The following is a 26,116-nucleotide window of genomic DNA, read 5'->3' as shown; positions in this document are numbered from 1 at the left end:
CCACCATGGGAATCAGCCCCTACCTCAAGGAAATCGGCCGCGGCGCGCAGGGCGCGCGGGCGCTGTCGCGCGAACAGGCGGCCGACCTGCTGGGCCAGGTGCTGGACGGCCAGTGCACCGACCTGGAAGTCGGCGCCTTCTGCGTGGCCATGCGCATCAAGGGCGAAACGCCCGACGAAATGGCCGGCTTTCTGGACGCCACCGAAGCCCGCCTGGCCCGCCTGCCCGCCAGCGACTCGCCGGTGGTCGTGCTGCCCAGCTACAACGGCGCGCGCAAGCTGCCGGTACTGACCCCCCCTGCTGGCGCTGCTGCTGGCGCGCCAGGGCCTGCCCGTGCTGGTGCACGGCACGCCCACCGAGGACAGCCGCGTGCCCAGCGCCGCCGTGCTGGCCGCGCTAAACATCGGGCCCCGCCTGCCGACGGAGCGCATCGCCCGCGGCAGCGTCCACCTCGTCCCCACCGGCGCGCTGCACGCTGGCCTGCAGCGCCTGCTGGACGTGCGCCGCGCCATCGGCCTGCGCAACAGCGCGCACGCGCTGGTGAAGCTGATGAATCCGGTCGCCGGCCCGGCGCTGGTGGTCAGCAGCTACACCCACCCCGAATACGCCGAATCCATGGCCGCCACGCTGCGGCTGACCGGCACGCCCGCCCTGCTGCTGCGCGGCACCGAAGGCGAACCCGTGGCCGACGCCCGCCGCACGCCGCGCATGCAGTTGCTGCTGGGCGGCGACATGCGTGAAGTGCAGCCCGCCCAGCCGGGCGCACTGGCCACCCTGCCCGCGCTGCCGCCCACCACCGACGCCGCCGCCACGGCCGACTACATCCGCGCCGTGCTGCAAGGCGCGGTGGCACCGCCCGAGCCCATCGTCCGCCAGGTCGATCACATCGTGCAGGCCTGCCGGGCCATCCCGGCGGCGGGCGCTTCGTCCCTTCCACCCACCGTTGCCGCATGAGCGCCTCTTCCGCCATTCCCCTTGGCCGTGTCACCCTGGTCGGCGCCGGCCCGGGCGACCCCGAGCTGCTGACGCTCAAGGCCGTCAAGGCCATCCAGTCGGCCAGCGTGATCCTGGTCGATGACCTGGTGGGCGATGGTGTGCTGGCCCACGCGCGGCCGGATGCGCGCATCACCTACGTCGGCAAGCGGGGCGGCTGCAAGAGCACGCCGCAGGCCACCATCGAGCAGCTGATGCTGGACGCCGCGCACGCCGGCGAAAACGTGGTGCGCCTGAAAGGCGGCGACCCGTTCATCTTTGGCCGCGGCGGCGAAGAGGTGGAAAGCCTGCGCCGCGCGGGCATCGAGCCGGTCGTCGTCAACGGCGTCACCGCCGGGCTGGCGGCCATGACCGGCCTGGGCGCGCCGCTGACGCACCGCGACCGCGCCCACGGCGTGGTGTTCGTCACCGGCCACCCGCAAAAGGACGGCCCCGGCCTGAACTGGGCGCGCCTGGGCGAATCGGCGCGCGACCTGCACCTGACGCTGGTGATCTACATGGGCATCAGCAGCGCGGCGCGCATCCAGGCCGGCCTGCTGTCCGCGCTGCCGCCCGACACGCCGGTGGCCGTGATCGAGCGCGCCAGCCTGCCGTCGCAACGTCAGTGCATCACCACGCTGGGCGGCCTGGTCGACCAGTTGTCCGCCACCGGCCTGGGCAGCCCCGCCGTGATGGTGGTGGGCGACGTGGTGCGCGGCGTGCGCGCCGCCCTGCAGCAAGCAGCGACGCTGGCGGCCTGATCGCCGCATCAGCGCGTCATTTCCCTCGCTCAAGGCAGCGCGCGCGGGCCCGCGGCGCGGCATGAATCGCGAAAGCCCCACCCACGCGAACCTACACTCGCGCCATGCTTCATTGCGATGTCGTCATCCTCGGCGCAGGCGCTGCCGGCCTGTTCTGTGCCGCGCAGGCCGCCCGGCGCGGCGCGCGCGTGGTGCTGATCGACCACAGCGAGCGCGTGGCCGAAAAGGTGCGCATCTCGGGCGGCGGGCGGGCCAACTTCACCAACCGCGACCTCGACCCGGCCGCGCCGCACCGGCACTTTCTCAGTGCCAACCCGCATTTCTGCCGCTCGGCACTGGCGCGCTACACGCCGCGCGACTTCATCGACCTGCTGGACCGCCACGGCGTGCCCTGGCATGAAAAGCACAAGGGCCAGTTGTTCTGTGACCGGTCGGCCGAAGACCTGATCCAGCTGCTGCTGGACGAGTGCGCCGCTGCACGCGACCACGGTGGAGAAGTCACCCGCTGGCAACCGTGCCAGGTGCGGCGCGTCGAATTTCAAGACAAATCGCCGCCCAGCGCTGATGCAGAAAGCGCGCACAGCTATTTGATTGATAGCGATCGCGGCCCGGTCAGCGCGCCGTCGCTGGTGGTCGCCACGGGCGGGCTGTCGATCCCCAAGATCGGCGCCAGCGGTTTCGGCTTCGATCTGGCGCGCCAGTTTGGCCTGAAGGTGACCGACACGCGCCCGGGCCTGGTCCCGCTGACGTTCGACGGCACCGCATGGGCGCCCTACGCGCAGCTGGCGGGCCTGTCGCTGCCGGTGGCGATCAGCACCGGGGTGAAAAAGCAGCGCACCACGTTTCATGAAGACCTGTTGTTCACCCACCGCGGCCTCTCGGGGCCGGCGGTGCTGCAGATTTCAAGCTACTGGCAGCCGCGCACGCCGATGGAGATCGACCTGACGCCAGGCGTCGATCTGCTGGGCGAACTGGCGGGCGCCAAGGCGCGCGGATCGCGCAAGCTCATCACCAAAGAACTGGCCGCATGGCTGCCGCAACGCCTGGCCGACGCCTGGGCCGCGCAGGACGCCGCCTGGCAGCGCCCCATCAACGAGGCCAGCGACAAGGCCCTGCACGCGCTGGCCGAACGCATCCAGCGCTGGTCGCTCACCCCCACCGGCACCGAAGGCTACAAGAAGGCCGAAGTCACCGTCGGCGGCGTCGACACGCGCGAGTTGTCGTCCCAGACCCTCGAAGCCCGCCGCCAGCCCGGCCTGTACTTCATCGGCGAAGTGGTCGACGTCACCGGCTGGCTGGGCGGCTACAACTTTCAGTGGGCCTGGGCCAGCGCCCACGCCTGCGCCGAGGCGCTGCCGCTGCACCGATAGAACGCGCCGGCGGCGAAATAGCGGCGTCGCGCCGGAACCAGCGCCACCCCTGGGGGGCCGCGCAGCAGGCCCTCCCAAAGGCCGCGGCGCAGGCCATCCGGGAACGCCGTGGCCGGACCTGCGCCGGCCACCAGCGTTGGCCCCCTCGGGGGGATGGCGCGCCAGCGCCTCAGGGGGGTATAATCTCTTGTTTTGCTGGCAAAAGCTCCCGCCGGCCGCATACTAGTTAACAGGCGGGGCAAGACTTGCGGCGAATGGCGCGAAGCCTGATCTACTTCGCACCCGCTGGCCGCGCAATCCTCTGAAAATTGAATGACCACCATCCGAGTCAAAGAAAACGAGCCGTTTGACGTTGCCCTGCGCCGCTTCAAGCGCACCATTGAGAAACTGGGCCTGCTGACCGACCTGCGCGCCCGCGAGTTCTACGAAAAGCCCACCGCCGAGCGCAAGCGCAAGAAGGCGGCCGCGGTCAAGCGCCACTACAAGCGCGTGCGCAGCCAGCAGCTGCCCAAGAAGCTGTACTGATTCCAGTCGCTTCACCTTCACGAAGGCTCGCCGGGGACGCTCAGCGAGCCTTTGTCGTTTTTGCGAGGACTTACCCCATGAGCCTGAAAGACCAGATCACCGAAGACATGAAGACCGCCATGCGCGCCAAGGACACCGGGCGCCTGGGCACCATCCGCCTGCTGCAGGCGGCGATGAAGCAAAAAGAGGTGGACGAGCGCGTGACGCTGGACGACACCGCCATCATCGCCATCGTCGACAAGCTGATCAAGCAGCGCAAGGACAGCATCGAAGCCTTCACCAAGGCCGGCCGGCAAGACCTGGTCGACATCGAGGCCGCCGAAATGACCGTGCTGCAGGCCTACCTGCCCGCCCGCCTGTCGGCCGACGAGGTGGCCGCCGAGGTCAAGGCCATCGTGGCCGAGCTGGGCGCCAGCGGGCCGGGCGACATGGGCAAGGTGATGGGCGCCGTCAAGCAGCGGCTGGCCGGCAAGGCGGACATGGGCACCGTCAGCGCGGCGGTGAAGGCCGCCCTGGCCGGGTGAAGGTCAGCGGCTTTCACTCCTGAATTGATAGCTACCCGGGCTTGATAGATCAGCGCCAGGGCCGGATTTTTCTGCCTAAACCGGTGGGTGGACAACGGTAGTCCAACCCTACATCTGCTTGCAAACTCTGCCGCAGCTTTGCACGGCGCGGCTGGTGGGGGCAAACCGAACGCGGCCGCCGCGCGTTATGACATTGGGTGCGCGAGCCCTCCACTCTTCGCGCCCCGTTCAGACACCATGACGCACACCACTCCCTTTTCATGGCGCCGCTGGCTGGGCGGCGCACTGCTGCTGGCCGCACCGCTGCTCGGCTGGGCCCAGGCCGACCCGCCCGCGCGCGTGGCCGCCATCAGCGCGCTGGAGGGCGGCCCGGCCCAGATCGCCACCGACGGCCGCAGCTTTGCCCCGGCGTCGATCAACTGGCCGGTGACCAGCGGCACGCGCATCGTCGCCGACCCCGGCGCGCGCGTGGAGCTGCACAGCGGCTGGACCGCCGTGCGCATGACCAACGCCGCCGACCTGGACGTCACCCTGCTGGACGACACCACCACGCAACTGGCGCTGATGAACGGCACGCTGTCGCTGCGCGTGCGCCAGCTGCAGCCGGGCGACCGCGTCGAGATCGACACCCCGCAGCTGGCCATGGTGGCCACGCAGCCGGGCGAATACCGCGTGGACGTGGACCCGCGCGCCAACGCCACGCGGCTGACCGTGCACACGGGCCAGGCGCTGGTCTATGGCGAGGCCGGCCAGTCGTCGCAGATGGGCGCCGGCCAGCAGGCGCAGTTCAGCGGACGGGCGCTGGCCCTCACCCAGTCGGGCGCGGCCTACCGCGACGGCTTTGACCAATGGGCGGCCGGCCGCGACGCGCTGGAAGACCGCTCGCTGTCGGCCCAGTACGTGCCGCGCGATCTGCCGGGCTACCAGCAGCTCGACGCCTATGGCCAGTGGTCGCAGGACCCGACCTATGGCGCCGTGTGGTACCCCTCCGTCACCGTGGCCGACTGGGCGCCCTACCGCTACGGCCGCTGGACCTGGGTCGAGCCCTGGGGCTGGACCTGGGTGGACGACGCCCCCTGGGGTTTTGCGCCGTCGCACTATGGGCGCTGGACGCAGATCGGCCCGCGCTGGGCCTGGGTGCCGGGCCGCTTCGGCACGCGCCCGGTCTACGCGCCGGCGCTGGTGGCCTTCATGGGCGGCGCGGGCGGCAGCGTGGCGCTGAGCGGCGGCTTGCCGGGCGCGGCCTGGTTTCCGCTGGCCCCCGGCGAACACTGGACGCCGCACTACCACGCCAGCGACCGCTACCGCCGTGGCCTGAACTGGGGCGATGGGCGCGACCGCCCGCGTCCGCCGATGGACGGCTTTTACTTCCAGCGCCGGCCTGGCGCGATCACGGTGGCGCCCGTCCACCAGCTGGGTGGCGGCGACGACCGGCCGGCGCCCGCGATTCGGCGACGGCAGCCGACTGCCCCCAGGCGCCCTCGGCGACAGCCGCGTCGTGGCGCCGCCGCCGCGCGCCTGGACGCCGGGTGAGCGCGGCCAACACCCCGCGCCGATGCCACGCCCCGACCGCTATGGCATGCGCGACCCGCGCGACACCCGCATCGGCGCCGATCGCGGCGTGCTGCCCGCACCGGGCGTCATGCCGCCGCGGTTCGGCGGCAGCGACGGCCCGCGCCCAGCGCCCGGCGTGGCCACGCCACCGCCGTCCGTGACACAGCCCGCGCCCGACTTTGGCTCGCGCGACGGCGACCGTTCTCCGCGCCATCGCGGCGACCGTGTGGAACGCATGGATCGGTTGGATCGCGACGGCGCTCGCCCGTTTCCGCCGCCAGCACCCCGTCCTGCCGCGCCGGACCAGCCGGGTGCTCGCCCGTGGCAGACGCAGCCCCAGCCGCAGCCCCCGGTGATGCGCGAGCCGCCGCGCATGCAGCCCATGCCCCAGGCGCCCATGATGGCGCCGCCGGCCGCAGCAGCGCCCCGACCCTCGTTCGATCACCCACCGCGCCAGATCGACCGCCCCGCCATGCCGCAGCCGGAGCGCCGTGGCGGCGAAGGCCGGGCGCCGATGCGCGAGCCGCAACTCAACCCGGCGACGGGCTTGACGGGCCGCTGACCCATAGGACAGATCGCTCAACCGCAACGGGTGAGGCGAGCCGCTCCCTCCCCCGCTGGGGGAGGGTTGGGGTGGGGGCGACCCAGTGACTGCTAGGCCGGGCTTGCCGCCATCCCAGCGGTTAACAGCCCGCGCGTTGGGGGGGTTATCCAGGCAATTTGGCCGAAACCGAAGACGCCTGCCCCGCGTCGAACATGGACGGCCCATCCAGCGCCGTCGCGCGTCAGTTGCCCGCCACCGTCATGCGGTCGACCAGCACCGACCCCACGGTCTTGGCGCCATAGGTGTACGCATCGGCGCCCACCGCCTGGATACCCATGAACATCTGGCGCAGGTTGCCGGCAATGGTGATCTCCTGCACCGGGTAGGCGATGCGGCCGTTTTCGACCCAGAAACCGCTGGCGCCGCGCGAATAGTCGCCGGTGACGTAGTTCACGCCCTGCCCCATCAGCTCGATGACGAACAGGCCCGTGCCCAGCTTGCGCAGCATGGCGTCGAGGTCGTCGCCCGCGCGCGTCAGGCGTGACGACAGCGTCAGGTTGTGCGAGCCGCCCGCGTTGCCGGTCGTCTTTAGCCCCAACTTGCGCGCCGAATAGGTGCTGAGGAAATACCCCTGCACGCGCCCTGCGTCGACCACCTGGCGCGCCTTGACGCGCACCCCCCTCGTCGTCGAACGGCGACGAGCCCTTGCCGCCGACGATCCAGGGGTCTTCGACGATGTCGATGTGGTCGGGAAACACATCCTTGCCCAGTGAATCGACCAGGAACGACGTCTTGCGGTACAGCGCCCCGCCGCTCACCGCCTGCGTGAAGCTGCCCAGCAGCCCCGCGGCCAGCGGCGACTCGAACAGCACCGGGCATTCGCGGGTGCTGATCTTGCGGCTTTTCAGCCGGCTCAGTGCACGTTCGGCGGCGTAGCGGCCCACCGCCTCCGGCGCGGCCAGGTCGCACGCATTGCGTTCCGAGCTGTACCAGTAATCGCGCTGCATGCCGTCGCCCTTGCCGGCGATGGGCGCCACCGACAGGCTGTGGCGCGACGACGCATAGCCGCCGCGAAAACCGTGCGTGTGCGCGCTGAAGAAATGGCTTTGCTGCGCCGACACGCCCGCGCCTTCGCTGTTGGTGATGCGCTTGTCGACAGCGAACGCCGCCGCTTCGCAGGCCAGCGCCATCTCGGCCGCCTGCTCGCTGGTGATGGACCAGGGGTGAAACAGGTCCAGATCGCGCTGCTCGGCCGGCGGGGTGATGTCGGCCTCGTCCGGCAGGCCCGCGACCGGGTCTTCGGCGGTGAAGCGGGCAATGTCGTAGGCCGCCTGCACGGTGCTTTCGATGGCAGCGCGCGAAAAGTCCGACGTGCTGGCGTTGCCTCGCCGCTGGCCCAGGTACACCGTCACGCCGAGCGACTTGTCGCGGTTGCGCTCCACGGTTTCCAGTTCGCCCTTGCGCACGCTGACGCTCAGGCCCGAGCCTTCGGACGCTTCGGCACCGGCATTGGTGGCGCCCAGCTTCCTGGCGTGGGCCAGCGCGGTGTCCACCAGCCCTTCAAAGAACGCGCGCGAATACGAAAAGCCCGCCAGGGGCTGGGAGTGGTCTTGCATGCAGGGATGATAATGCTCCCCTTCAGTCGCCTCCGGCGCCTTCCCCCTGAAGGGGACCCCGCGGTTGGCCGGGCGAACCCCGGCCACGGCGCTCGCCCGTGGCCTGCTCCGCGGCCACTTGTTGATGACCACCGTCAGTCACTGGATCAAGGATGTCCCGCAAACCCAAGAAAGGCTACTTCGTGCGCGGCCAATTCGTCGCCGAAGGCAGCGAACTGGACGAACAACTGAAGGCCGAGCTGCGCGGCGACGGCCCCAGCAAGACCGAATTGAAGGCGCAGAGCGCCGAATTGCAGGCGCTGGGCGAAGCGCTGCTGACGCTGCGGCGCGACCTGTTCGAGCCGCTGGATCTGCCCACCAAGCTGGTCGACGCGCTGGACGAGTTGAAGCGCATCGCCAACTTTGAAGGCAAGCGCCGCCAGAGCCAGTACGTCGGCAAGTTGATGCGCCAGCTGGACGAAGAGCAACTGGCCGCCGTCAAGCACGCGCTGGAAGAACAACGCAAGGGCCCCGCCGCCGAGACGATGCGCCTGCACGCCGCTGAACGCTGGCGCGAGCGGCTGATCGCCGAGGACGCGGCGGTCAACGCCTGGGTCACGCAGTTTCCCGACACCGACGTGCAGCAGTTGCGCGCCCTGGTGCGCCAGGCACGCAAGGACGCGCCCTCGCCCGCCGAGGCGCAAGCCGCCGAAGCCAAGGGCCAGGGGCAGCGCCAGGGCCGCGCCTACCGAGAGCTGTTCCAGCTGGTCAACGCCGCGCTGGCACAGGCCGAGGCGCACCCGCCCGAGGTGCAACCCATCGACGCCGAGGACGTGGGCTACATCGACGACGCCCGCGCCGGTTGATGGCCGTTTCAAGTGTTTTAAGCCCCCAGCGCTTGTCTTACAAGCGCAGGCAGCTATTGTTTTTATAGTAGTTACCCATGAGCATCCACGACCCCGTCACCATCGGCATCGTCTCCATCAGCGACCGCGCCTCCAGCGGCGCGTATGAGGACAAGGGCCTGCCCGCGCTGCAGGACTGGCTGACGCGCGCGCTGAAGAACCCCATCACCTTCGAGCCGCGCCTCATCCCCGACGAGCAGGCCGGCATCAGCCAGACCCTGGTTGAACTGGTCGACGCCGGCTGCGCGCTGGTGCTGACCACCGGCGGCACCGGCCCGGCGCCGCGCGACGTCACACCCGAGGCCACGCTGGCCGTGGCCGACAAGGAAATGCCCGGCTTTGGCGAACAGATGCGCCAGATCAGCCTGGCCTTCGTGCCCACGGCGATCCTGTCGCGCCAGGTGGCGGTGATTCGCGGGCAGAGCCTCATCATCAACCTGCCCGGCCAGCCCAAGGCCATCGCCGAGACGCTGGAAGGCCTGAAAGACGCCGAAGGCAAGCCGCGCGTGCACGGCATCTTTGCCGCCGTGCCCTACTGCATCGACCTGATCGGCGGGCCCTACCTGGAAACGCACGACGCCGTCTGCACCGCGTTCCGGCCCAAAAGCGCCGTGCGGCCGCCAAGCGCTTGAACGTGGGCGCGCCTGAAAGGGCGCGGGCCTTTGGCAAGAAGTGTCACCGGCCGCAAGCAAGGCCGTGTCCGACAAGCACCTGGATACAACGCCGACCTGGCGCGGCTTTCGGCTGGGGCATATTCAAGGCACGCGCTGCGGCCTGACGCCGCGGCAGCTTGTTCAAGGAGTCATGCCATGAAATTGCGTCAATTCAGCCTCGCCGCACTCGTCGCCAGCACGCTGGCCTTCGCAGGTTGCTCCACTTCGCCCACCGACGCCCAGATCGGCACCGGCGTCGGTGCCGTGGCCGGCGGTGTGGCCGGCAACGTGCTGTTTGGCAGCACGCTGGGCACCGTGGGTGGTGCCGCAGCCGGCGCGCTGATCGGCAACGAAGTCGGCAAGAAGCAGCGTTGATGCGGGCAGCCCGGCCTGCAATGGCGGGCTATTTGCCGATCAGTTCATTGAGGCGATCCGCCTCAAAGCTCTCTTCGCGGGTCGCCTCTTTGGGCACGCAATCCGGGTCGATCTGGCACGAGAGTTTTTCGACCGCCTGCCACAGCAACATGATCTGATGTTCCTGGCTGGCGGTGCCGTCGATCAGGCCGCGCAGTGCCTGGCTGACGGGGTCGTCGTTCTGCGTCACGCCGTACGCTGAAAACCCCATCTTCGCCGCGACTTCCTCGCGCTTGGCATCGCTTTCGGCCAGGATGATGCGCGCCGGGTTGCCCACGGCGGTGGCGCCGGGCGGTACCGGCTTGGTCACGACCGCCGATGAGCCGATCTTGGCGCCGTCGCCCACCGTGAAACCGCCCAGCACTTGGCTGCTGGCGCCGACGACCACGCCCTTGCCCAAGGTGGGGTGGCGCTTGGTGCCCTTGCCCAGCGACGTGCCGCCCAACGTCACGCCCTGGTAGATGGTGCAGTCGTCGCCGATTTCGGCGGTTTCACCGATCACCACGCCCATGCCGTGGTCGATGAAGACCCGTTCGCCAATGGTGGCGCCGGGGTGAATCTCGATGCCGGTCAGGAAGCGCCCCCAGTGCGAGATCCAGCGCGCCAGCCAGTGCCAGCCACGCAGCCACAACGCGTGCGCGATGCGGTGCAGCACCAGCGCGTGAAAGCCGGGGTAGGAAAACACCACGTCCCACACCGAACGCGCGGCCGGATCGCGCTCTAGGATGGCCTGGGTGTACGAACGAATGCGCTGCAACATGGTGGGGGCCGAGTCTAGCCCGGATATTTCACCGTGGCCGTGTTTTTGCCAGGCGTGTCCGGGTGAAACGCTGATGAGATGGTGGAGTCCAGATTGTCCCCTGCAAAAACACTCGACGCCCAGCGCATCCCGGCGGCGGGCGCGCTGGACGCCGCCACGATGAAATATCCGGGCTAGCGCTTGTCCGCGCCTGCCGTGGCGCCCGCTTTGGTGCCCTGCATGGCCTTGGCGATGCCGCGCAGGATGTGGATTTCTTCCGGCGTGGGCTGCGCGCGGTTGAAGAGTTGCTGCAGGCGCGGCATGAGCTTCTTGGGCGCGGCCGGGTCGAGAAAATCAATGTCGATGAGCGCCTGCTGCCAATGGGCCAGCATGCCGGCCACCTGCGCGGCGTCGGCGTGCACCGGCGCGGCGGGGGCGGGTGCGACGCCAAAGCCGCCCAGCGCCATGCGCCAGTCGTACGCGATCAGTTGCACGGCGGCGGCGATATTGAGCGAGCCATAGCCCGGGTGCGTGGGAATGCTGAGCGCGACGTGGCAGCGGTACACGTCTTCGTTCTTCATGCCGTAGCGCTCGCTGCCGAAGAGAAAAGCCACGCCTTGTTCGGCGTTTTGAGCCAAATCGGGCTCTGGCGCTTGCCCATCCAGCGCAAGCAGCTCTTTATTTAATAGCAAATCGAAATGGGCGCGCGGCGCGCGGGTGGGCGGTCCGAAGTCGCGCGGCGTCATCGCGGTGGCGCACAGGTGGGTCATGCCGTGCAGCGCCTCGTCCAAGGTGGGCACGGTGCGGGCGCGCTGCAGCACGTCGGTGGCGCCGCTGGCGCGCTCGATGGCTTCGGGGCGCGTCAGCACGTCGGGCCAGCGCGGGTTGACCAGCACCAGATCGTCGAACCCCATCACCTTCATCGCGCGCGCCACCGCGCCCACGTTGCCGGCGTGGCTGGTTTCGATCAGGACGAAGCGGGTGCGGAGAACGGCCATGCCGTCGATTGTCGCCGCCTGCCGCCGAACGGGCACGACGCGCGATGATGGGCCCACGGCCGCGTAACATTGCCGGTTTGTCTCAACCTTCGCTCCGCAACATGACCACCACGACCCTGCCCAACGTCACCCTCACCACCCAGGCCAACGTCTATTTCGACGGCAAATGCGTGTCCCACGGCTTCACGCTGGCCGACGGCACCCAAAAGAGCGTGGGCGTGGTGCTGCCCGCCACGCTGACCTTCAACACCGGCGCCGCCGAAATCATGGAATGCGTCGGCGGCAGCTGCGAATACAGGCTGGCCGGCAGCGACGAATGGAAGAAATCCGGCCCCGGCGAAAAGTTCAGCATCCCGGCCAATTCGTCGTTCGACATCCGCGTGACCGAGCCTTACCACTACATCTGCCACTTCGGCTGACTTGTACTGGGCTCCCGACCTGCTGTGAGCAAGACCATTTCCGGACGCGACGGTCCAACCTTTGGATTGGAAAACAGCCTCGACGTCTACAACAAGCTTACGTTTGAGGCGCAACGCCTACGGGCCTCTTGGCATCCGTACGATGCAACTAATTTTCTAATCACAGCATGGCATTTAGTTAATCCGAATGATTGGCCAAAGAGTGATCCCGATTTCTCAGTTTCACGGGGAAAACGGGATATAGCACAACTCCCGATTGAGATGCAGCGGGTGTTGTGCGTCGCCAGAGATATCGCCAACGGCAGCAAGCATTTTCAACTAAAGGAAAATTCCGCGAAATTACGACAGGTCGAGACCGTCCACTCTGGACATGAAGTCGGTTGGTATCAATTTTTCTTTATGGATCGGATGCCGGGCGTCACAGTTGATGAGTTCTGGTACTTCAGCGTTCGAGCGTTATGCAATATTTTGATGAAGTATTTTGAATGGGTTTTTGATGATGAATTGACTCCAGAATCATTTCCTGAAGAAATTATTCGAGCCATCAAATATTGTCATATCCCAACCAGAAGTACCGTATCTCCTCCGCCTTCGTGGATATGGGAAGGAAAATCAGCGAAAGCTAGGGAAGGTCTGCGTAATTCGTCCTGCGATGTGCTGAGCGTTGCGATTTCGAGCCACAATCGCCGCCATGAAGCAAGCCGAGCTGGGTCTGAACCTGACCACCAAGCGCACGCGCAAGCGCGAGTTCCTGGCGCAGATGGAACGCGTGGTGCCGTGGGCGGCGTTGGTGGAACTGATCGCGCCCTACGCACCTGAAGGCAGACGGGGTCGCCCGCCCTTTGCCGTGCAGACGATGCTGCGCATTCACTTCATGCAGCAATGGTTCGGCTTGAGTGATCCAGCCATGGAAGAAGCGCTGCACGACGTGCCGCTGTTTCGCGAGTTCGCGGGCCTGAACTGGGATACGGCCGTACCCGACGAAACCACGATCCTTCGATTCCGCCGCCTGCTCGAAGACCACAAGCTCAGCGCCCAGATCCTGGCGCTGGTCAATGAACTGCTGGGCGCCAAGGGCCTGCTGCTGCGCGCCGGCACCGTGGTGGACGCCACGCTGATCGCCGCCCCGAGTTCGACCAAGAACGCCTCGGGCCAGCGCGACCCGCAGATGAAGCAAAGCAAGAAGGGCAACCAGTGGTATTTCGGCATGAAGGCCCACATCGGTGTGGACGCCGACTCAGGCCTTGTGCACACCGTGCGCGGCACGGCGGGCAGCGTCAATGATGTGGTTGAGGCCAACACCTTGCTGCACGGCGAGGAAGTGCAAGCCTGGGGTGATGCCGGCTACCTGGGCGCCGACAAACGGCCCGATGCCAAGGCCGGCGTGCGCTGGAACATCGCCATGCGCCCGGGCAAGCGCAAATTGCTGGATCACGGCCGCCTGAAAGACGAGTTGACCGAGCAACTCGAACGCATCAAGGCCAGCATCCGGGCCAAGGTCGAACACCCGTTTCGGGTGATCAAACGCCAGTTCGGCTATGTGAAGGTGCGCTATCGGGGCCTGGCCAAGAACACGGCGCAACTGCACACGCTGTTTGCGCTGTCCAATCTGTGGATGGCGCGCAAAGCCTTGATGGGCCTGCAGGCATGAGTCCGCCTGCAGGTGGCCGAAAGGCCTCAAAACCGGCCCGCGAAGGCAACGATGTCACTGCGCAGCGGCTCGAAGCAGCATCTCAGATCGATTGGGGCGCCATCAGCGCATCTCAATGTGCATTGCGCAGACCTTCCCTAGCGAATGAATGAATTGGACATGGATTCCACGCGTGCGCTCGTCCTCGGTGACCACAATATTTTCTTTCGCGACCCGCGCCCCGGCGACATGGGCTGGGTGGTGCAGCAGCACGGCGCGCTGTACTGGGACGAATTCGGCTGGAACCGCGAATTCGAGGCGCTGGTGGCCGAGATCGCGGCTCAGATGATCCGCACGCACGACCCGGCCTGGGAGCGCGGCTGGATCGCCGAACTGGATGGCGAGCGCGTGGGCGCCGTGTTCGTGGTGCGCAAGAGCGCCACCGAGGCACAGCTGCGCCTGCTGATCCTGACGCCCGCCGCGCGTGGCCTGGGCCTGGGCGGGCTGCTGACGGACGAGTGCATCGCCTTCGCCCGCGCGAAGGGCTACGCCAGGCTGGTGCTGTGGACCAACGCCAATCTGCTGGCGGCGCGCGCCATCTATGCGCGGCGTGGTTTCAAATTGATAGCAAGCGAGCCGCACCACAGCTTCGGCGTCGACCTGGTCGGCGAGCACTGGGAGCTGGACCTTTGAACACCGTGTCCTGAATTGCAAGTTCGTTGAATGAATCCGCCGACAATCACCGTCAGGCGACGGTGCTAAGCCTCGCGATACAGCCGGGTATCGCTGCATTTCGCGCCTTGCCTGGCGCCGATGTCGACAGATTCATTGCTTCAACGAACTTGCAAACCAGGACACTAGCGCTGCTGGCCGCCGCGGCCACCGGCGTGCAGGTCGGTGCGGCCATCGTGGCGTCGCGCTACGTGGTGGCCGAGGTGCCGCCGCTCACGCTGGCGCTGCTACGCTACGCCATCGGCGTGCTGTGCCTGCTGCCCTTTGTGCCCGCCGCGCTGCGCGCCGCACGCGGCCACGGCGTGCGCTGGCCGCCCGCGCGCGACCTGGCGGCCATGGCTGCGCTGGGCATCGGCCAGTTCGGGGTGCTGATTGCGCTGCTGAACTACGGGCTGCAGCACATGGGCGCGGCGCGCGCGGCGCTGATCTTCAGCTTGTTTCCGCTGCTGGCCATGCTGCTGGCGGTGGCCGTGGGGCGCGAGCGCTTTCGCGCCGCCACGGCGCTGGGCGTGACGGTGTCCATCACTGGCGTCGGCCTGTCGCTGGTGCCGCGCCTGATGCAGGAAGCCGGCGCTGCCCACGCCTGGAGCGCCGAAGCCGCCGTGCTGGCCAGCGCACTGCTGGGCGCGGCGTGCAGCGTGGCCTATCGGCCGTATCTGCAGCGCTACCCGACGCTGCCGGTGTCGGCGCTGGCGATGGCGGCGTCGGTGGTGTTTCTGGCGGTGGCCGCGCTGGCGGAGCAGTGGCCGCAGCGCGTGCCGGCGCTGTCCGCGGCGGCATGGTGGCCGGTCGTGTTCATCGGCGTGTCCAGCGGCGGGGGCTACCTGGCGTGGCTGTATGCGCTGAAGCACGAAAGCCCGACCCGGGTGACGGTGTTTCTGGCGCTCAACCCGGTGACGGCGTCGCTGCTGGGCTGGGCGCTGCTGGGCGAGCGGGTCGACGGCTGGGGCTGGGCGGCGCTGGCCTGCATCGCCGCCGGGCTGTGGCTGGCTACGCGCCCGCCCGCCGGGCCGGCGCTGCCGCCACGCGCGTGACATACGCCGTGCCGACGCCCGTGCTACCCTGCCCCGCATGCCACGCCCCGCGCCCGCCGACGCCAGCCTGATCGATTCGCGCACCGCCGCCTGGCGCCTGCTGGTGACGGTGCTGCTGGTCACGCTCGGCAACAGCGCGATGTACGTGGTGTCGGTGGTGCTGCCGGCGGTGCAGGCCGAATTCGGCATCGGTCGCGGCAGTGCATCGCTGCCCTACACCTTCATGATGGTCTGCCTGGGCCTGGGCGGCCTGTGGACGGGCCTGTGGGCCGACCGCTGGGGCATTGCGCGGGTGTTGTGGATGGGCTCGGCCGCGGTGGGCGCGGGCTACGTGCTGGCGGCGCTGTCGGGCAACGTGTGGATGTTCGGCCTGGCGCATGGGCTGCTGGGCCTGCTGGGCGGCGCGGCCACGTTTGCGCCGCTGATGGCCGACACCGGCCTGTGGTGGAACCGCCGGCGCGGCATCGCCATGGCGGTGTGCGCCAGCGGCAACTACATCGCCGGCACGCTGTGGCCGCCGCTGGCGCAGTGGGGCATCAGCCATTACGGCTGGCGACCGACCTACATCGCGCTGGGCCTGTTCTGCGGCGCGGGCATGGCGCTGCTGGCGTTCTTGATGCGGCAGCCGCCGCCCGCGCTGGCCTTGCCGGCCGCCGGCAGCCCCGCCGCGCCGCGCGCCACACCCTGGCCGCCCAGCCGGCCCTTTGGGCTGGCGCCCGCGCAGGCGCAGTGGCTGCTGTGCCTGGCCGGCGTGGCCTGCTGCGTGGCGATGTCGATGCCGCAGGTGCACATCGTGGCCTACTGCACCGACCTGGGCTTCGGCGCCGCGCGCGGGGCCGAGATGCTGTCGCTGATGCTGTTTTCCGGCATCATCAGCCGGCTGGTGTCGGGCTGGATCTGCGACCACATCGGCGGCATCCGCACGCTGCTGCTGGGCTCGGCGCTGCAGGGCGTGGCGCTGCTGCTGTTTCTGCCGGTGAATGGGCTGGTGCCGCTGTACGTGGTGTCGGCGCTGTTCGGGCTGTTTCAGGGCGGCATCGTGCCGTCGTACGCCATCATCGTGCGCGAGCACTTTCCGGCGCGCGAAGCCGGCGCCCGCACCGGCGCCGTCATCATGGCCACGCTGATCGGCATGGCGCTGGGCGGCTGGATGAGCGGCTGGGTATTCGACATGACCGGCAGCTACCGCGCGGCGTTCCTCAACGGCATCGGCTGGAACCTGCTCAACCTGAGCATCGCCGGCTGGCTGTTCTGGCGCACGCACGGGCCGACGGGGCGTTGGATGGCGGGCTGAAATTGCTTCTTTTTTGATAGCTTCCGGCGCTTGATTGGCGAGCGCAGGGGCCGTTTTTATTTCTCTGGATATCGAATACCGGACGCGAAGGACGCAAAGGACTCGCGAAGGACGCGAAAGAAACAGCCAGGAGTTTTTCTTTGGATTTTTTGCGTCCTTTGCGGAATCTTCGCGTCCTTCGCGTCCGGCTGTCTTGACCGCCTGGGACCGCTACCACCCGCCGCTGAGCACCACCAACACCAGCATCACCACGCTGAAAACGGCCGCACGCACGGCCTTGCGGCGATAGGCAAGCGCCTCGTCCTGCATGCCTTCCATGCGTCCGACCGCGATGGCGCGGATCACGGCCATGATGAAGTACAGCACCGCGCCCGCCAGCAGCACACCCATCACGTTGGACCAGCGCATGTCGCCCTTCCTTTCGCTCTTTTGACTGTGGGCATGGTAAGGCGTGGCCGCGCGCTTATACCCGCCCCGGCACGCCGCGCACCAGGCCGCAGTCGATGGCGGCGTGTTCCAGCGACTGGCGGTCGGCATCGGGCGGCGGGCGGTGCCGTTGCAGGTGTTGCAGCGCCAGCGCCAGCGCTTCGGCCCAGTCGTCGCGCAGCAGCAGCGCGCCCACGGCCGCGGCCAGTTCAGGCGGGCAGCGCGGCAGCGCGGCCGCAACGGCCTGCGTGGCATGCCGGGCCGGGTCAAACCCCGCGCCCGTCCCGCGACGGGCAATGAAGCCCGTGTCGGCCAGCGCCACGATGAGCCGCCGCGCCGCTGCGTCCGCGCCCTCGCCCGCCCCGGCGTCGCCGGGCACGCTGACCTGCGGCTTGCCGCCGCCCACCGCCTGGTGCACCACGGCCAGCGCGGCGTCGGGCGTCAACCGGGCGTGCTGCGCGAGCAGCGCCACGGCCTGCGGCTTGTCGCGCACGCGGCGCAGGTGAAACAGTTCGATGGTGGCGGTCACACCACCACGGGCTCGGGCTCCAGCCGGATGCCGAAGCGCTCGTACACGCTGGTCTGGATGGCCTTGGCCAGCGTCATCACTTCGCCGCCCGTGGCCGGGTGCGCCGCGCCGCCGCGGTTGACCAGCACCAGGGCCTGCTTTTCGTAGACGGCGGCGTTTCCGACGCTCTTGCCCTTCCAGCCGCAGGCGTCGATCAGCCAGCCCGCGGCCAGCTTCACGCTGCCGTCGGGCATGGGGTAATGCACTACCTTCGGGTCGCGGCCGATGATGTCCTGGCACTGCTCGGGCGTGACGGTGGGGTTCTTGAAGAAGCTGCCGGCATTGCCGATGACGGCCGGGTCGGGCAGCTTGGCGCGGCGAATGGCGACGATCCAGTCGTACAGCTGGCGCGCGCTGGGGTGGGCCACGCCCTCTTCCTGCATGCGCCGCTCGATGTCGAGGTAGCCCAGCACCGGCTGCCAGTCCTTCGGCAGCGCAAAGCGCACGCGCAGGATCAGCGCGCGGCCGGCCAGCCCCAGGTCGCCCGGCGCGGCGGCGGCGTGCTTGAACACCGAGTCGCGATAGCCGAAGCCGCACTGCGCCGCGCCCAGCGTGAAGACTTCGCCGGTCAGCAGGTCGATGGCATCCAGCTCGTGAAACCGGTCCTGCAGCTCGACGCCGTAGGCGCCGATGTTCTGCACCGGCGACGCGCCCACGGTGCCGGGAATTAGCGCCAGGTTTTCCAGCCCCGGCAGGCCCTGGTCGAGCGTCCAGGTGACGAAGTCGTGCCAGTTCTCGCCCGCGCCGGCTTCGACGATGACGTGGCGCGCCGTGTCGCGCACCACGCGGCGGCCGGGCACCTCGACCTTCAGCACCACCGGCTTCACGTCGCCGGTCAGCACGATGTTGCTGCCGCCGCCCAGCACGAAGGTCGGCTGAGCGCCCAGTTCGGCGTCGGCCCGCACGGCGCGCACATCGGCCTCGCCGCGCACGCGCACCAGCACGGCCGCGCGCGCGGCAATGCCGAAGCTGTTCAAGGGTTGCAGGGGGACGTTGCGCTCCACGATCATGGGACAATTGTCGCATTCGGCTTTGCTTAAGGAGGAACGCCTGATGCCCTCATTCGACACGGTTTGCGACCCCGACATGGTGGAAGTGAAGAACGCGGTGGAGAACGCCGCCAAGGAAATCGGCACGCGCTTTGACTTCAAGGGCACCAGCGCCGCCATCGAGCTGAAGGACAAGGAAATCACCCTGCTGGGCGATGCCGAGTTCCAGCTGCAGCAGGTCGAGGACATCCTGCGCAACAAGCTGACCAAGCGCAACGTGGACGTGCGCTTTCTGGACAAGGGCGCCGTGCAGAAGGTGGGCGGCGACAAGGTCAAGCAGGTCGTCAAGGTCAAGAGCGGCATCGCCACCGAAGACGGCAAGAAGATCCAGAAGCTGATCAAGGACAGCAAGCTGAAGGTGCAGGCCGCCATCCAGGGCGACGCGGTGCGCGTCACCGGCGCCAAGCGCGACGACCTGCAGGCCGTGATGGCGCTGCTGCGCAAGGACATGGCGGATCTGCCGCTGTCGTTCGACAACTTCAGGGATTGACTGGCCCACCCCTGTGGCGCTGCGCGCCTTCCCCTCAAGGGGACATGTGCGGCGGCCGGGGGGGACCCCGGCCACGCACATCCCGGCTTGCGGCGCCTTCGTTCAGCCACTCGTTGATTTTGTGGAAGTCTCAAACAACCTTCAAACCCGTCATTCCCGCGAAGGCGGGAATCCATGCTGGCACAGGCAGCGTCTGTGGATTCCCGCCTTCGCGGGAATGACGAGGAAACAGGCCCACGACTCAGTGATGTTGCTCGGATCGATAGCATGCGCCTGCACGCCTCGCTGATCGCCGCGGGCTTGGCTGCGCTGTCGCTGGGCGCTGCAGCGCAGACGGTTGCGCTGCAGGGCATGCTGGGCAGCAAGGCGCTGCTGATGGTGGGTGGCGGCGCGCCGCGTGCAGTGGCGCCGGGCGAGACGCTGCAGGGCGTGAAGGTGCTTTCGACCAGCGGCGATCAGGCGGTGGTGCTGGTCGCGGGCCAGCGCGTCACGCTGCGCGTGGGCGAAGCGCCGGCCAGCGTGGGCGCGGCGGCGCCTGCGGGCGGTGACCGCATTTCGCTGACCGCCGACGGGCGCGGGCATTTCATCACGCAGGGCAGCATCAACCAGCGGCCGGTGCAGTTCATGGTCGACACCGGCGCGTCGGTGGTCGCCATCGGCCAGAGCGAGGCCGACCGGCTGGGCCTGAACTACAAGGCCGGTCGGGCCGTGACGATGCACACCGCCAACGGCGCCGCGCCGGGCTGGCTGTTCAAGATCGCCACCCTGCGCGTGGGCGACGTGAACACCTACGACGTCGACGCCGTCGTCACCCCTGGGGCCATGCCGTCGATATTGCTGGGCAACAGCTTTCTCAACCGCTTCAGCATGCGGCGTGAGGGCGACCAGATGCTGCTCATCAAGAGGTAACCCCCCCTGTGGCGCTGCGCGCCTTCCCCCCCGAGGGGGACAACGCTGGCGGCCGGTGCCAGCCCGGCCGCGGCGTTCCGGTGCGGCCTGCTCCGCGGCCACTTGAGGGGCTTGCTTCGCAGCCTGTATGCGGCTTTTGGGGCGGTAGCGCTTGATGGACAAGCGCAAGCTGCTATCTATTTAGCAGCATACTTCAACGCTGCGCCGCCGTCGCCACCACCTCGATCTTCCACGCCGGGTCGGCCAGCGCGGCCTGCACGCTGGCGCGGGGCGGCGCGTGGCCGGGGGCGACCCAGGCGTCCCACACTTCGTTCATGGCGCCGATGTCGGTGATGTCGGCCAGGTAGATCTGCACGCGCAGCAGGCGCGTCTTGTCGCTGCCCAGGGCCGCCAGGTGGGCGTCGATCTGCGCCAGCACGTCCTGCGTCTGGCCCCGAATGTCGGCGGCCGGGCCTTCGGGCACCATGCCGGCCAGGTAGATGACGCCGTTAAAGACCGACGCCTCCGAATAGCGCGCTGCCATGCCGTGGCGGGTGATGGTGCTCATGGTTTCTTCTGCCCCAGTTTCGATTCGGTGCCCGCCAGCAGGCGCTGGATGTTGGCGCGGTGGCGCCAGATCAGCAGCAGGCCCATGGCGATCATGGCCAGGGTCTTGAAGCCGCTGGCCTGCCAGGCCACGCCGTCACCGACCAGGTAGTACGCCGGCGCGAACACGGACGCCACGATGGACGCCAGCGACACGTAGCGAAAGAAGAACACGATGATGGCAAACGTGACCAGCGTGGCCAGCGCCAGCAGCGGCTGAAAGGCCAGCAGAACGCCCACCGCCGTCGCCACGCCCTTGCCGCCCTGGAAGCGGAAGAACACCGGGTACAGATGCCCCAGAAACGCCGCCAGCCCCGCCAGCGCCTGCGTGCCCTCGCCCAGACCGTACGCGGGGCCGAACCACTTGACCAACATCACCGGCAACCAGCCCTTGGCGGCGTCGAGCAGCAGCGTGACGATGGCCGCCGGCTTGCTGCCGGAGCGCAGCACGTTGGTGGCGCCCGGATTGCCGCTGCCATAGGTGCGCGGGTCCGACAGGCCCATGGCGCGGCTGACGATGACGGCGAAGCTGAGCGAGCCGATCAGGTAGGCGATCAGCACCGCGACCGCGGACGTGGCATTCATCAAAAATACTCCCAAAACAATAGCTGATTGCGCTGTATTGGCAAGCGCTGGCGGCCTATTTTGTTGTTGAATTCGATCATCGCAGCTTGGCTCCACACATCAAAAAGCCGGACGCAGAGGACGCAGAGATTGCGCAGAGGCCGCAGAAAAAACCAATCAATTTCTTTCGGCTGTTTCTTTTGCGTCCTTCGCGAATCCTTTGCGTCCTTCGCGTCCGGATGTCGGTGAGGTCGATGCACAGAACCCATCGTCACAGCTCGATCGCACACTGCACCGGCCGGGCGCCCAGCACCTGCACGCACACCTGCGGGTCGATGCCGATGAGGTAACCGCGCCGCCCGCCGTTGATGGCGATACGTGGCAGATCGAGCACGGTCTGCTCGATATACACCGGCATGTCGCGCCGCGTGCCGAAGGGCGAGGTGCCGCCCACCAGATAGCCGCTGTGGCGGTTGGCGACTTCGGGCGCGCACGGCTCGACCGACTTGGCGCCGATCTGCCGGGCCAGGTTCTTGGTGCTGACCTTGCGGTTGCCATGCATCAGCACGATCAGCGGCTTGCCGGATTCGTCCTGCATGACGAGTGTCTTGACGACGGCGAAGGGGTCGAAACCCAGCACGTCGGCGCTGTGGGTGGCGCCGCCGTGCTCGACGTACTCGTACGGGTGCTCGGTAAAGGCCACGCCCTGCGCGCTCAGCAGCGCCGTGGCGGGTGTTTCGCTGACGTGCGCCTTCTTGCCCACCCGCCGCTCGCTCAGTTCGCCGGGTCGCGCATCTCGGCGCGGATCGCGTCGCAGGCGGCCAGCACCTCGTCGGACAGCTGCACGCTCCACGCGTCCAGGTCTTCCTCCAGCTGGGTCATCGTGGTCACGCCGATGATGGTGCTGGCCACGCGCCAGCTGCGGTAGCAGAAGGCCAGTGCCAGCTGTGTGGGCGTCAGGCCGTGGTCGCGCGCCAGCTGGTTGTAGCGGCGGGCGGCGGCCAGGGCGCTGTCGCGGCCCCAGCGCTGCGACTTCATGCGCTCGAACAGGCTCATGCGGCCGCGCGCCGCATCGGGGCCGTGAAAGCCCGTGGCGTCGTACTTGCCGGTCAGCAGGCCAAAGCCCAGCGGCGAATAGGCCAGCAGGCCAACCTGCAGGCGGTGGCAGGTTTCGTCCAGCGCGTTGTCGTAGCCGCGGCTGATCAGGCAGTACGGGTTCTGCGTGCTCACGATGCGCGGCAGGCCGTGCTGTTCGGCCAAGCGCACGAATTCGTGCACGCCGTAGGGCGTCTCGTTGGACAGGCCGATGTAACGCACCTTGCCGGCCTTGACCAGCCCGGCCAGCGCCTCCAGCTGCTCGCGGATGGGCGTGCGCGACGTTTCCTGCGCGGGGTTGTAGTACAGGCTGCCGAACGCGGGCACGTGGCGCTCGGGCCAGTGGATCTGATAGAGGTCGATGACGTCGGTCTGCAGGCGCTTGAGGCTGGCGTTGCAACTGGCCTCGATGTCGGCAGCGGTCATGCCCTGCCCTTCGCGCACCCAGGGCATGCCGCGCGACGGGCCGGCCACCTTGCTGGCCAGCACGATCTTCTGGCGCATGCCGGGGCGCGCCGCGAACCAGCGGCCGATGATGGTCTCGGTAGCGCCAAAGGTTTCGGCGCGCGGCGGCACCGAATACATCTCGGCGGTGTCGAAGAAGGTCACGCCGCGCTCGATGGCGCGGTCCATGATGGCGTGGGCGTCGGCCTCCGCGACCTGTTCGCCGAAGGTCATGGTGCCCAGGCAGATGGGCGTGACGCGCAGATCGCTGGCGCCGAGAGAAACGGTTTGCATCGAAGACATGATTGGGGAGCCGTGAGGGAGCACCGAGTGTACGGAAACGGCGCCCCGCGCCGTCCGCCCCGCTGTCGCTCCCGTCAAGCCTGCAGGTAGCGCAGCTGCCCCGGCTCGATGCCCAGTTGCACCGGCGCGCCCGGCACGAACATGGGCAGCCCGGCGTAATGGGGGTGGTCGGTCAGCACCGCCACGTCGCCCACGCGCACACGGTAGCGCGAGAATTCACCCAAGAATTCAGCGCTGTCAACCACGCCGTCGACCCACACGCGCGCGCCATCGGCCGGCTCGCCACGTGCGCCGATGCTGACCTGGTGCGGGCGAAACGCCAGCGTCGCGGGGCCGACGGCGGGCGCTTCGGACGGCCTTGGCAGGCGCAGCGTGCCCAGGCCCGGCGCCTCGAAGTCGAGCGTCTGGCCATCCAGCGCCGCCACCCGCCCTTCCAGCAGGTTGGTGGTGCCCACGAAACCGGCCACGAAACGGTTGGCCGGGTAGTCGTACAGCCGGGCGGCCGAGCCGACCTGCTGCAGCACGCCCTTGTCCAGCACCGCCATGCGGTCGGCGGTGGTCATGGCCTCTTCCTGGTCGTGGGTGACGAACAGCGTGGTCAGGCCCAGCTTGCGCTGCAGGTTCTTCAGCTCCTCGCGCATCTGCACGCGCAGCTGCTTGTCGAGGTTGGACAGCGGCTCGTCCAGCAGCAGCAGCTTGGGCTCGATCACCACGGTGCGCGCCAGCGCCACGCGCTGCTGCTGGCCGCCCGACAGCTGCGCGGGCCGGCGCTGCGCATAGTCCGACAGACCCACCAGCGCCAGCACGTCGCCCACCTTGCGGCGGATGGCATCGCGCGACTCGCGCCGCTCGACCAGGCCAAAGGCCACGTTGTCCCACACCGTCATGTGCGGCCACAGTGCGTAGTTCTGGAACACCATGCCCACGTTGCGCGCGTGCGGCGGCACGCCGGTGATGTCCTTGCCGTCGACCAGCAGCTCGCCGCGCTGGTGCTGGTTGAAGCCGGCGATCAGCCGCAGCAGCGTGGACTTGCCCGAGCCCGAAGGCCCCAGCAGCGCGAAGAACTCGCCCGGCTCGACGCGCAGGTTGACGTCGCGCAGCACCTCGGTGGCGCCGTAGCTCAGGCTGATGTGGCGCGCCTCCAGCGCGACCTTGTGCAGTGCTTGCATGGTGACTCCTCTACACGCGCGCCGACGCCACGGTGGCGCGCGAGCGCTCGACGAAACGGTGCGACAGATACGTGCCCACGGCCACCACCACCACCGCCAGCACGGCCAGCGCGGCGGCCGGGCCTCGCCCGGCGATGCTCTGCATGTAGAGGTAGATGCCGTAGCTCATCGGCGCCTGGCTTTGCGCCGAAGCCAGCAGGATGGTGGCCGACAGCTCGACCGCCGCCGTGATGAAGCTGGTGACAAAGCCCGCGAGCATGCCGCCCATCATCAGCGGCACCATCACGCGGCGAATGGTGCTGGCGCGCGTGGCGCCCAGGCTTTGCGCCGCCTCTTCCAGCGACACGTGCACCTGCTGCAGCGCCGCCATGCACGAACGCAGCGCGTAAGGCAGGCGCCGCACCGCGTAGGCCAGCATGATCAGCACCCAGGTGCTGACCACCGGCGTGTCGGTGAACGGCAGGTTGACGCCCTTGAACAGGCGCAGGTAGCCAATGGCCAACACCAGCCCCGGAATCGCCAGCGCGGCCGAGGCCATGTAGTCGAGCCAGCGGCGCCCCGGCAGGTTGGTGCGCAGGATCAGGTAGGCGATGGCGGTGCCGATCACCACGTCCAGCCCCGCCGCCAGCAGGCAGTACAGCAGCGTGTTGCCCATCATGCCGCGCGCGTCGGTGAACACGGTGGCGTAGTGCTCCAGCGTGTAGGCGTCGGGCAGCACCGAGAAGCTCCACACCTTGGCGAACGACATCAGCAGGATGCCGAAGTGCGGCGCCAGCGTGACGAGCAGCACCCCGATGATCCAGCCATAGGCCAGCACCGATTCCCCCCCCCGACAGGCGCCGGCGCTGCAGCGAATTGCCGCCCTTTTGCAGCGTGGAATAGTCGCGCCCCTTCATCACCCTCGCCGCGAGGCCCAGCGCCAGGACCGAGAACGCAATCATGATCACGCTGATGACGTAGCCCTGCGGGTCGTCAATGCCCACCGACGTGATGCGCAGGTAGGCCTGCGGCGCCAGCATGTTGGTCACGCCCATCACCAGCGGCGTGCCCAGGTCGTCGAACACCTTCACGAACACCAGCGTGGCGCCCGCCAGGTAGCCCGGCATGGCGAGCGGAAAGATCACGCGCCGAAACAGCCGCCAGCCGCGCGCGCCCAGGTTCAGCGCCGACTCTTCCATGGCGCCGTCGATGTTGCGCATGGCGGCGACCAGGTTGAGCAGGATGAAGGGGAAGTAGTGAATGCTCTCGACAAAGGTCACGCCGATCAGCCCGTCCATGATCGGCACCGTGAAGCCGAACCAGTCGTTCAGCAACAGGTTGACCGAGCCGTTGCGGCCAAAAATCAGCTGCATGGCCACCGCGCCGACAAAGGGCGGCATGATCAGCGGCAGCACGCCCAGCGTCTGGATCAACAGCGCACCGCGAAACTCGAAGCGCACCGTCAGGTACGCCAGCGGCACCGCGATCAGCGTCGCCACCGCCACGCTGGCCAGCGACACCCACAGGCTGTTGAGGAAGGACTCGACGAACACCGTCTGCCCGAAGAAGTTGGCAAAGTGGCCCAGTGTGAGCCGGTTGCTCTCGTCAACAAAGGCGGTGTAGATGACCAGCCCGATCGGCACGATCAGAAACGCCAGCAGAAAGGTGGCGATCAGCCCGAAGGCGAGCCAGACGCCCCAGCCGGCGCCGCGGATGCGGGCGCGCGCGGGAGGCAAGGCGGTGGGTGCCGCCGTAAGTGTGGACATGATGGAGACGTGCTTAGGTCAAAAAACTACCGGACGCGAAGGACGCAAAGATCACGCGAAGGACGCAAAAGAAATTCAAAAATTTTGGTTTTACTTTTGCGTTCTT

At 68.2% G+C, this 26,116-nt stretch carries 26 protein-coding genes and 4 pseudogenes; 18 read left to right on the top strand and 12 right to left on the bottom strand.

Annotated features, from left to right (window positions below):
• Window positions 1-5: 5 nt before the first annotated feature.
• The 7 genes and pseudogenes from ybiB (at window position 6) to R0D99_RS07745 (ending at window position 6,268) form a co-directional block, all read left to right on the top strand.
• Window positions 6-954: pseudogene (gene ybiB, locus R0D99_RS07775) on the top strand (DNA-binding protein YbiB).
• On the top strand, window positions 951-1,733 hold the full coding sequence (gene cobA, locus R0D99_RS07770; protein WP_317750825.1) for a uroporphyrinogen-III C-methyltransferase: 783 nt from the start codon (window positions 951-953) through the stop codon (window positions 1,731-1,733). Before ybiB ends, cobA begins: the two are co-directional and overlap by 4 nt.
• Window positions 1,734-1,837: 104 nt before the next feature.
• Window positions 1,838-3,103 (top strand): NAD(P)/FAD-dependent oxidoreductase, encoded by a 1,266-nt coding sequence (locus R0D99_RS07765; protein ID WP_317750823.1) that lies wholly within the window; start codon window positions 1,838-1,840, stop codon window positions 3,101-3,103.
• Between the two features lie 312 nt (window positions 3,104-3,415).
• Window positions 3,416-3,628, top strand: coding sequence for a 30S ribosomal protein S21 (rpsU, locus tag R0D99_RS07760; RefSeq protein WP_180549300.1), 213 nt, complete (start codon window positions 3,416-3,418; stop codon window positions 3,626-3,628).
• Window positions 3,629-3,705: 77 nt separating this feature from the next.
• Window positions 3,706-4,152, top strand: a complete 447-nt coding sequence (locus tag R0D99_RS07755; protein WP_317750822.1) for a GatB/YqeY domain-containing protein — start codon at window positions 3,706-3,708, stop codon at window positions 4,150-4,152.
• Between the two features lie 237 nt (window positions 4,153-4,389).
• Entirely contained in the window at window positions 4,390-5,685 is a 1,296-nt protein-coding gene (locus tag R0D99_RS07750; protein WP_317750820.1) for a DUF6600 domain-containing protein, read from the top strand.
• A 22-nt stretch (window positions 5,686-5,707) separates the two neighbouring features.
• Window positions 5,708-6,268, top strand: coding sequence for a hypothetical protein (locus R0D99_RS07745; RefSeq protein WP_317750819.1), 561 nt, complete (start codon window positions 5,708-5,710; stop codon window positions 6,266-6,268).
• A 223-nt stretch (window positions 6,269-6,491) separates the two neighbouring features.
• On the opposite strand, the pseudogene pmbA reads toward R0D99_RS07745, so the two are convergent.
• A pseudogene (gene pmbA, locus R0D99_RS07740) lies at window positions 6,492-7,866 on the bottom strand (metalloprotease PmbA).
• A 152-nt stretch (window positions 7,867-8,018) separates the two neighbouring features.
• Between pmbA and yjgA the strand changes: the two are divergent.
• The 3 genes from yjgA (at window position 8,019) to R0D99_RS07725 (ending at window position 9,778) form a co-directional block, all read left to right on the top strand.
• Window positions 8,019-8,711 (top strand): ribosome biogenesis factor YjgA, encoded by a 693-nt coding sequence (gene yjgA / locus R0D99_RS07735; RefSeq protein ID WP_317750818.1) that lies wholly within the window; start codon window positions 8,019-8,021, stop codon window positions 8,709-8,711.
• A 77-nt stretch (window positions 8,712-8,788) separates the two neighbouring features.
• Complete coding sequence (gene mog / locus R0D99_RS07730; RefSeq protein WP_317750817.1) at window positions 8,789-9,382, top strand: molybdopterin adenylyltransferase; 594 nt, start codon at window positions 8,789-8,791, stop codon at window positions 9,380-9,382.
• 177 nt (window positions 9,383-9,559) lie between these two features.
• Complete coding sequence (locus R0D99_RS07725) at window positions 9,560-9,778, top strand: glycine zipper 2TM domain-containing protein (protein WP_317750815.1); 219 nt, start codon at window positions 9,560-9,562, stop codon at window positions 9,776-9,778.
• 28 nt (window positions 9,779-9,806) lie between these two features.
• Here R0D99_RS07725 and cysE read toward each other — a convergent pair whose 3' ends face one another.
• Together cysE and R0D99_RS07715 are read right to left on the bottom strand one after the other, a co-directional pair.
• The gene (gene cysE, locus R0D99_RS07720) at window positions 9,807-10,577 is read right to left on the bottom strand and encodes a serine O-acetyltransferase (protein WP_317750814.1); all 771 of its coding nucleotides are present in this window, start codon (window positions 10,575-10,577) and stop codon (window positions 9,807-9,809) included.
• Window positions 10,578-10,750: 173 nt separating this feature from the next.
• Entirely contained in the window at window positions 10,751-11,554 is an 804-nt protein-coding gene (locus R0D99_RS07715; RefSeq protein ID WP_317750813.1) for an RNA methyltransferase, read from the bottom strand.
• 101 nt (window positions 11,555-11,655) lie between these two features.
• Here R0D99_RS07715 and R0D99_RS07710 point away from each other — a divergent pair, with 101 nt between their 5' ends.
• The 6 genes and pseudogenes from R0D99_RS07710 (at window position 11,656) to R0D99_RS07685 (ending at window position 16,663) form a co-directional block, all read left to right on the top strand.
• Window positions 11,656-11,973 (top strand): pyrimidine/purine nucleoside phosphorylase, encoded by a 318-nt coding sequence (locus R0D99_RS07710; protein WP_317750812.1) that lies wholly within the window; start codon window positions 11,656-11,658, stop codon window positions 11,971-11,973.
• A 24-nt stretch (window positions 11,974-11,997) separates the two neighbouring features.
• Window positions 11,998-12,792 (top strand): hypothetical protein, encoded by a 795-nt coding sequence (locus R0D99_RS07705; protein WP_317750811.1) that lies wholly within the window; start codon window positions 11,998-12,000, stop codon window positions 12,790-12,792.
• Entirely contained in the window at window positions 12,680-13,624 is a 945-nt protein-coding gene (locus R0D99_RS07700) for an IS5 family transposase (RefSeq protein ID WP_317751039.1), read from the top strand. The genes R0D99_RS07705 and R0D99_RS07700 overlap by 113 nt, the downstream gene beginning before the upstream one ends.
• Window positions 13,625-13,822: 198 nt before the next feature.
• Window positions 13,823-14,296: pseudogene (locus R0D99_RS07695) on the top strand (GNAT family N-acetyltransferase); the annotation flags it as partial.
• Window positions 14,297-14,445: 149 nt separating this feature from the next.
• Window positions 14,446-15,369: a DMT family transporter gene (locus R0D99_RS07690; RefSeq protein WP_317750810.1), complete on the top strand. Its 924-nt coding sequence runs from the start codon at window positions 14,446-14,448 to the stop codon at window positions 15,367-15,369.
• A 37-nt stretch (window positions 15,370-15,406) separates the two neighbouring features.
• On the top strand, window positions 15,407-16,663 hold the full coding sequence (locus R0D99_RS07685; protein ID WP_317750808.1) for an MFS transporter: 1,257 nt from the start codon (window positions 15,407-15,409) through the stop codon (window positions 16,661-16,663).
• A 210-nt stretch (window positions 16,664-16,873) separates the two neighbouring features.
• On the opposite strand, the gene R0D99_RS07680 is transcribed toward R0D99_RS07685, so the two are convergent.
• Genes R0D99_RS07680 through murB form a run of 3 tightly spaced genes read right to left on the bottom strand, consistent with a single transcriptional unit; the run spans window position 16,874 to window position 18,667 of the window.
• Window positions 16,874-17,071, bottom strand: a complete 198-nt coding sequence (locus R0D99_RS07680) for a hypothetical protein (RefSeq protein WP_317750807.1) — start codon at window positions 17,069-17,071, stop codon at window positions 16,874-16,876.
• Window positions 17,072-17,126: 55 nt separating this feature from the next.
• Window positions 17,127-17,618: a hypothetical protein gene (locus R0D99_RS07675; RefSeq protein ID WP_317750805.1), complete on the bottom strand. Its 492-nt coding sequence runs from the start codon at window positions 17,616-17,618 to the stop codon at window positions 17,127-17,129.
• A complete protein-coding gene (murB, locus tag R0D99_RS07670; protein WP_317750804.1) occupies window positions 17,615-18,667 on the bottom strand; it encodes a UDP-N-acetylmuramate dehydrogenase in 1,053 nt (350 codons plus the stop codon). The genes R0D99_RS07675 and murB overlap by 4 nt, the downstream gene beginning before the upstream one ends.
• Window positions 18,668-18,710: 43 nt before the next feature.
• Here murB and R0D99_RS07665 point away from each other — a divergent pair, with 43 nt between their 5' ends.
• Window positions 18,711-19,196 carry a YajQ family cyclic di-GMP-binding protein gene (locus tag R0D99_RS07665; protein WP_317750803.1) on the top strand — a complete coding sequence of 162 codons (486 nt, stop codon included), beginning with the start codon at window positions 18,711-18,713 and terminating at the stop codon, window positions 19,194-19,196.
• 267 nt (window positions 19,197-19,463) lie between these two features.
• The gene (locus tag R0D99_RS07660; RefSeq protein ID WP_317750801.1) at window positions 19,464-20,105 is read left to right on the top strand and encodes a retropepsin-like aspartic protease family protein; all 642 of its coding nucleotides are present in this window, start codon (window positions 19,464-19,466) and stop codon (window positions 20,103-20,105) included.
• A gap of 193 nt (window positions 20,106-20,298) precedes the next feature.
• Here R0D99_RS07660 and R0D99_RS07655 read toward each other — a convergent pair whose 3' ends face one another.
• The 6 genes and pseudogenes from R0D99_RS07655 to R0D99_RS07630 form a co-directional block, all read right to left on the bottom strand.
• Window positions 20,299-20,652 (bottom strand): RidA family protein, encoded by a 354-nt coding sequence (locus tag R0D99_RS07655; RefSeq protein ID WP_317750800.1) that lies wholly within the window; start codon window positions 20,650-20,652, stop codon window positions 20,299-20,301.
• Window positions 20,649-21,275 carry a glycerol-3-phosphate 1-O-acyltransferase PlsY gene (plsY, locus tag R0D99_RS07650; RefSeq protein ID WP_317750798.1) on the bottom strand — a complete coding sequence of 209 codons (627 nt, stop codon included), beginning with the start codon at window positions 21,273-21,275 and terminating at the stop codon, window positions 20,649-20,651. The genes R0D99_RS07655 and plsY overlap by 4 nt, the downstream gene beginning before the upstream one ends.
• Window positions 21,276-21,525: 250 nt before the next feature.
• Entirely contained in the window at window positions 21,526-22,017 is a 492-nt protein-coding gene (locus tag R0D99_RS07645) for an aminoacyl-tRNA deacylase (RefSeq protein ID WP_317750797.1), read from the bottom strand.
• An 11-nt stretch (window positions 22,018-22,028) separates the two neighbouring features.
• Window positions 22,029-23,087 carry an aldo/keto reductase gene (locus tag R0D99_RS07640; protein ID WP_317750796.1) on the bottom strand — a complete coding sequence of 353 codons (1,059 nt, stop codon included), beginning with the start codon at window positions 23,085-23,087 and terminating at the stop codon, window positions 22,029-22,031.
• A gap of 83 nt (window positions 23,088-23,170) precedes the next feature.
• On the bottom strand, window positions 23,171-24,256 hold the full coding sequence (locus R0D99_RS07635; protein WP_317751038.1) for an ABC transporter ATP-binding protein: 1,086 nt from the start codon (window positions 24,254-24,256) through the stop codon (window positions 23,171-23,173).
• Between the two features lie 19 nt (window positions 24,257-24,275).
• Window positions 24,276-26,010, bottom strand: a pseudogene (locus R0D99_RS07630) (ABC transporter permease).
• Between the last annotated feature and the right edge of the window lie 106 nt (window positions 26,011-26,116).

Origin of the sequence: Ottowia sp. SB7-C50 (assembly GCF_033110285.1) — a bacterium.
In the GTDB taxonomy this organism is placed as follows: Bacteria; Pseudomonadota; Gammaproteobacteria; order Burkholderiales; family Burkholderiaceae_C; genus Ottowia.
Note: the sequence above shows the minus strand (reverse complement) of the source record. Positions and strands in the feature narration are given on the sequence as shown.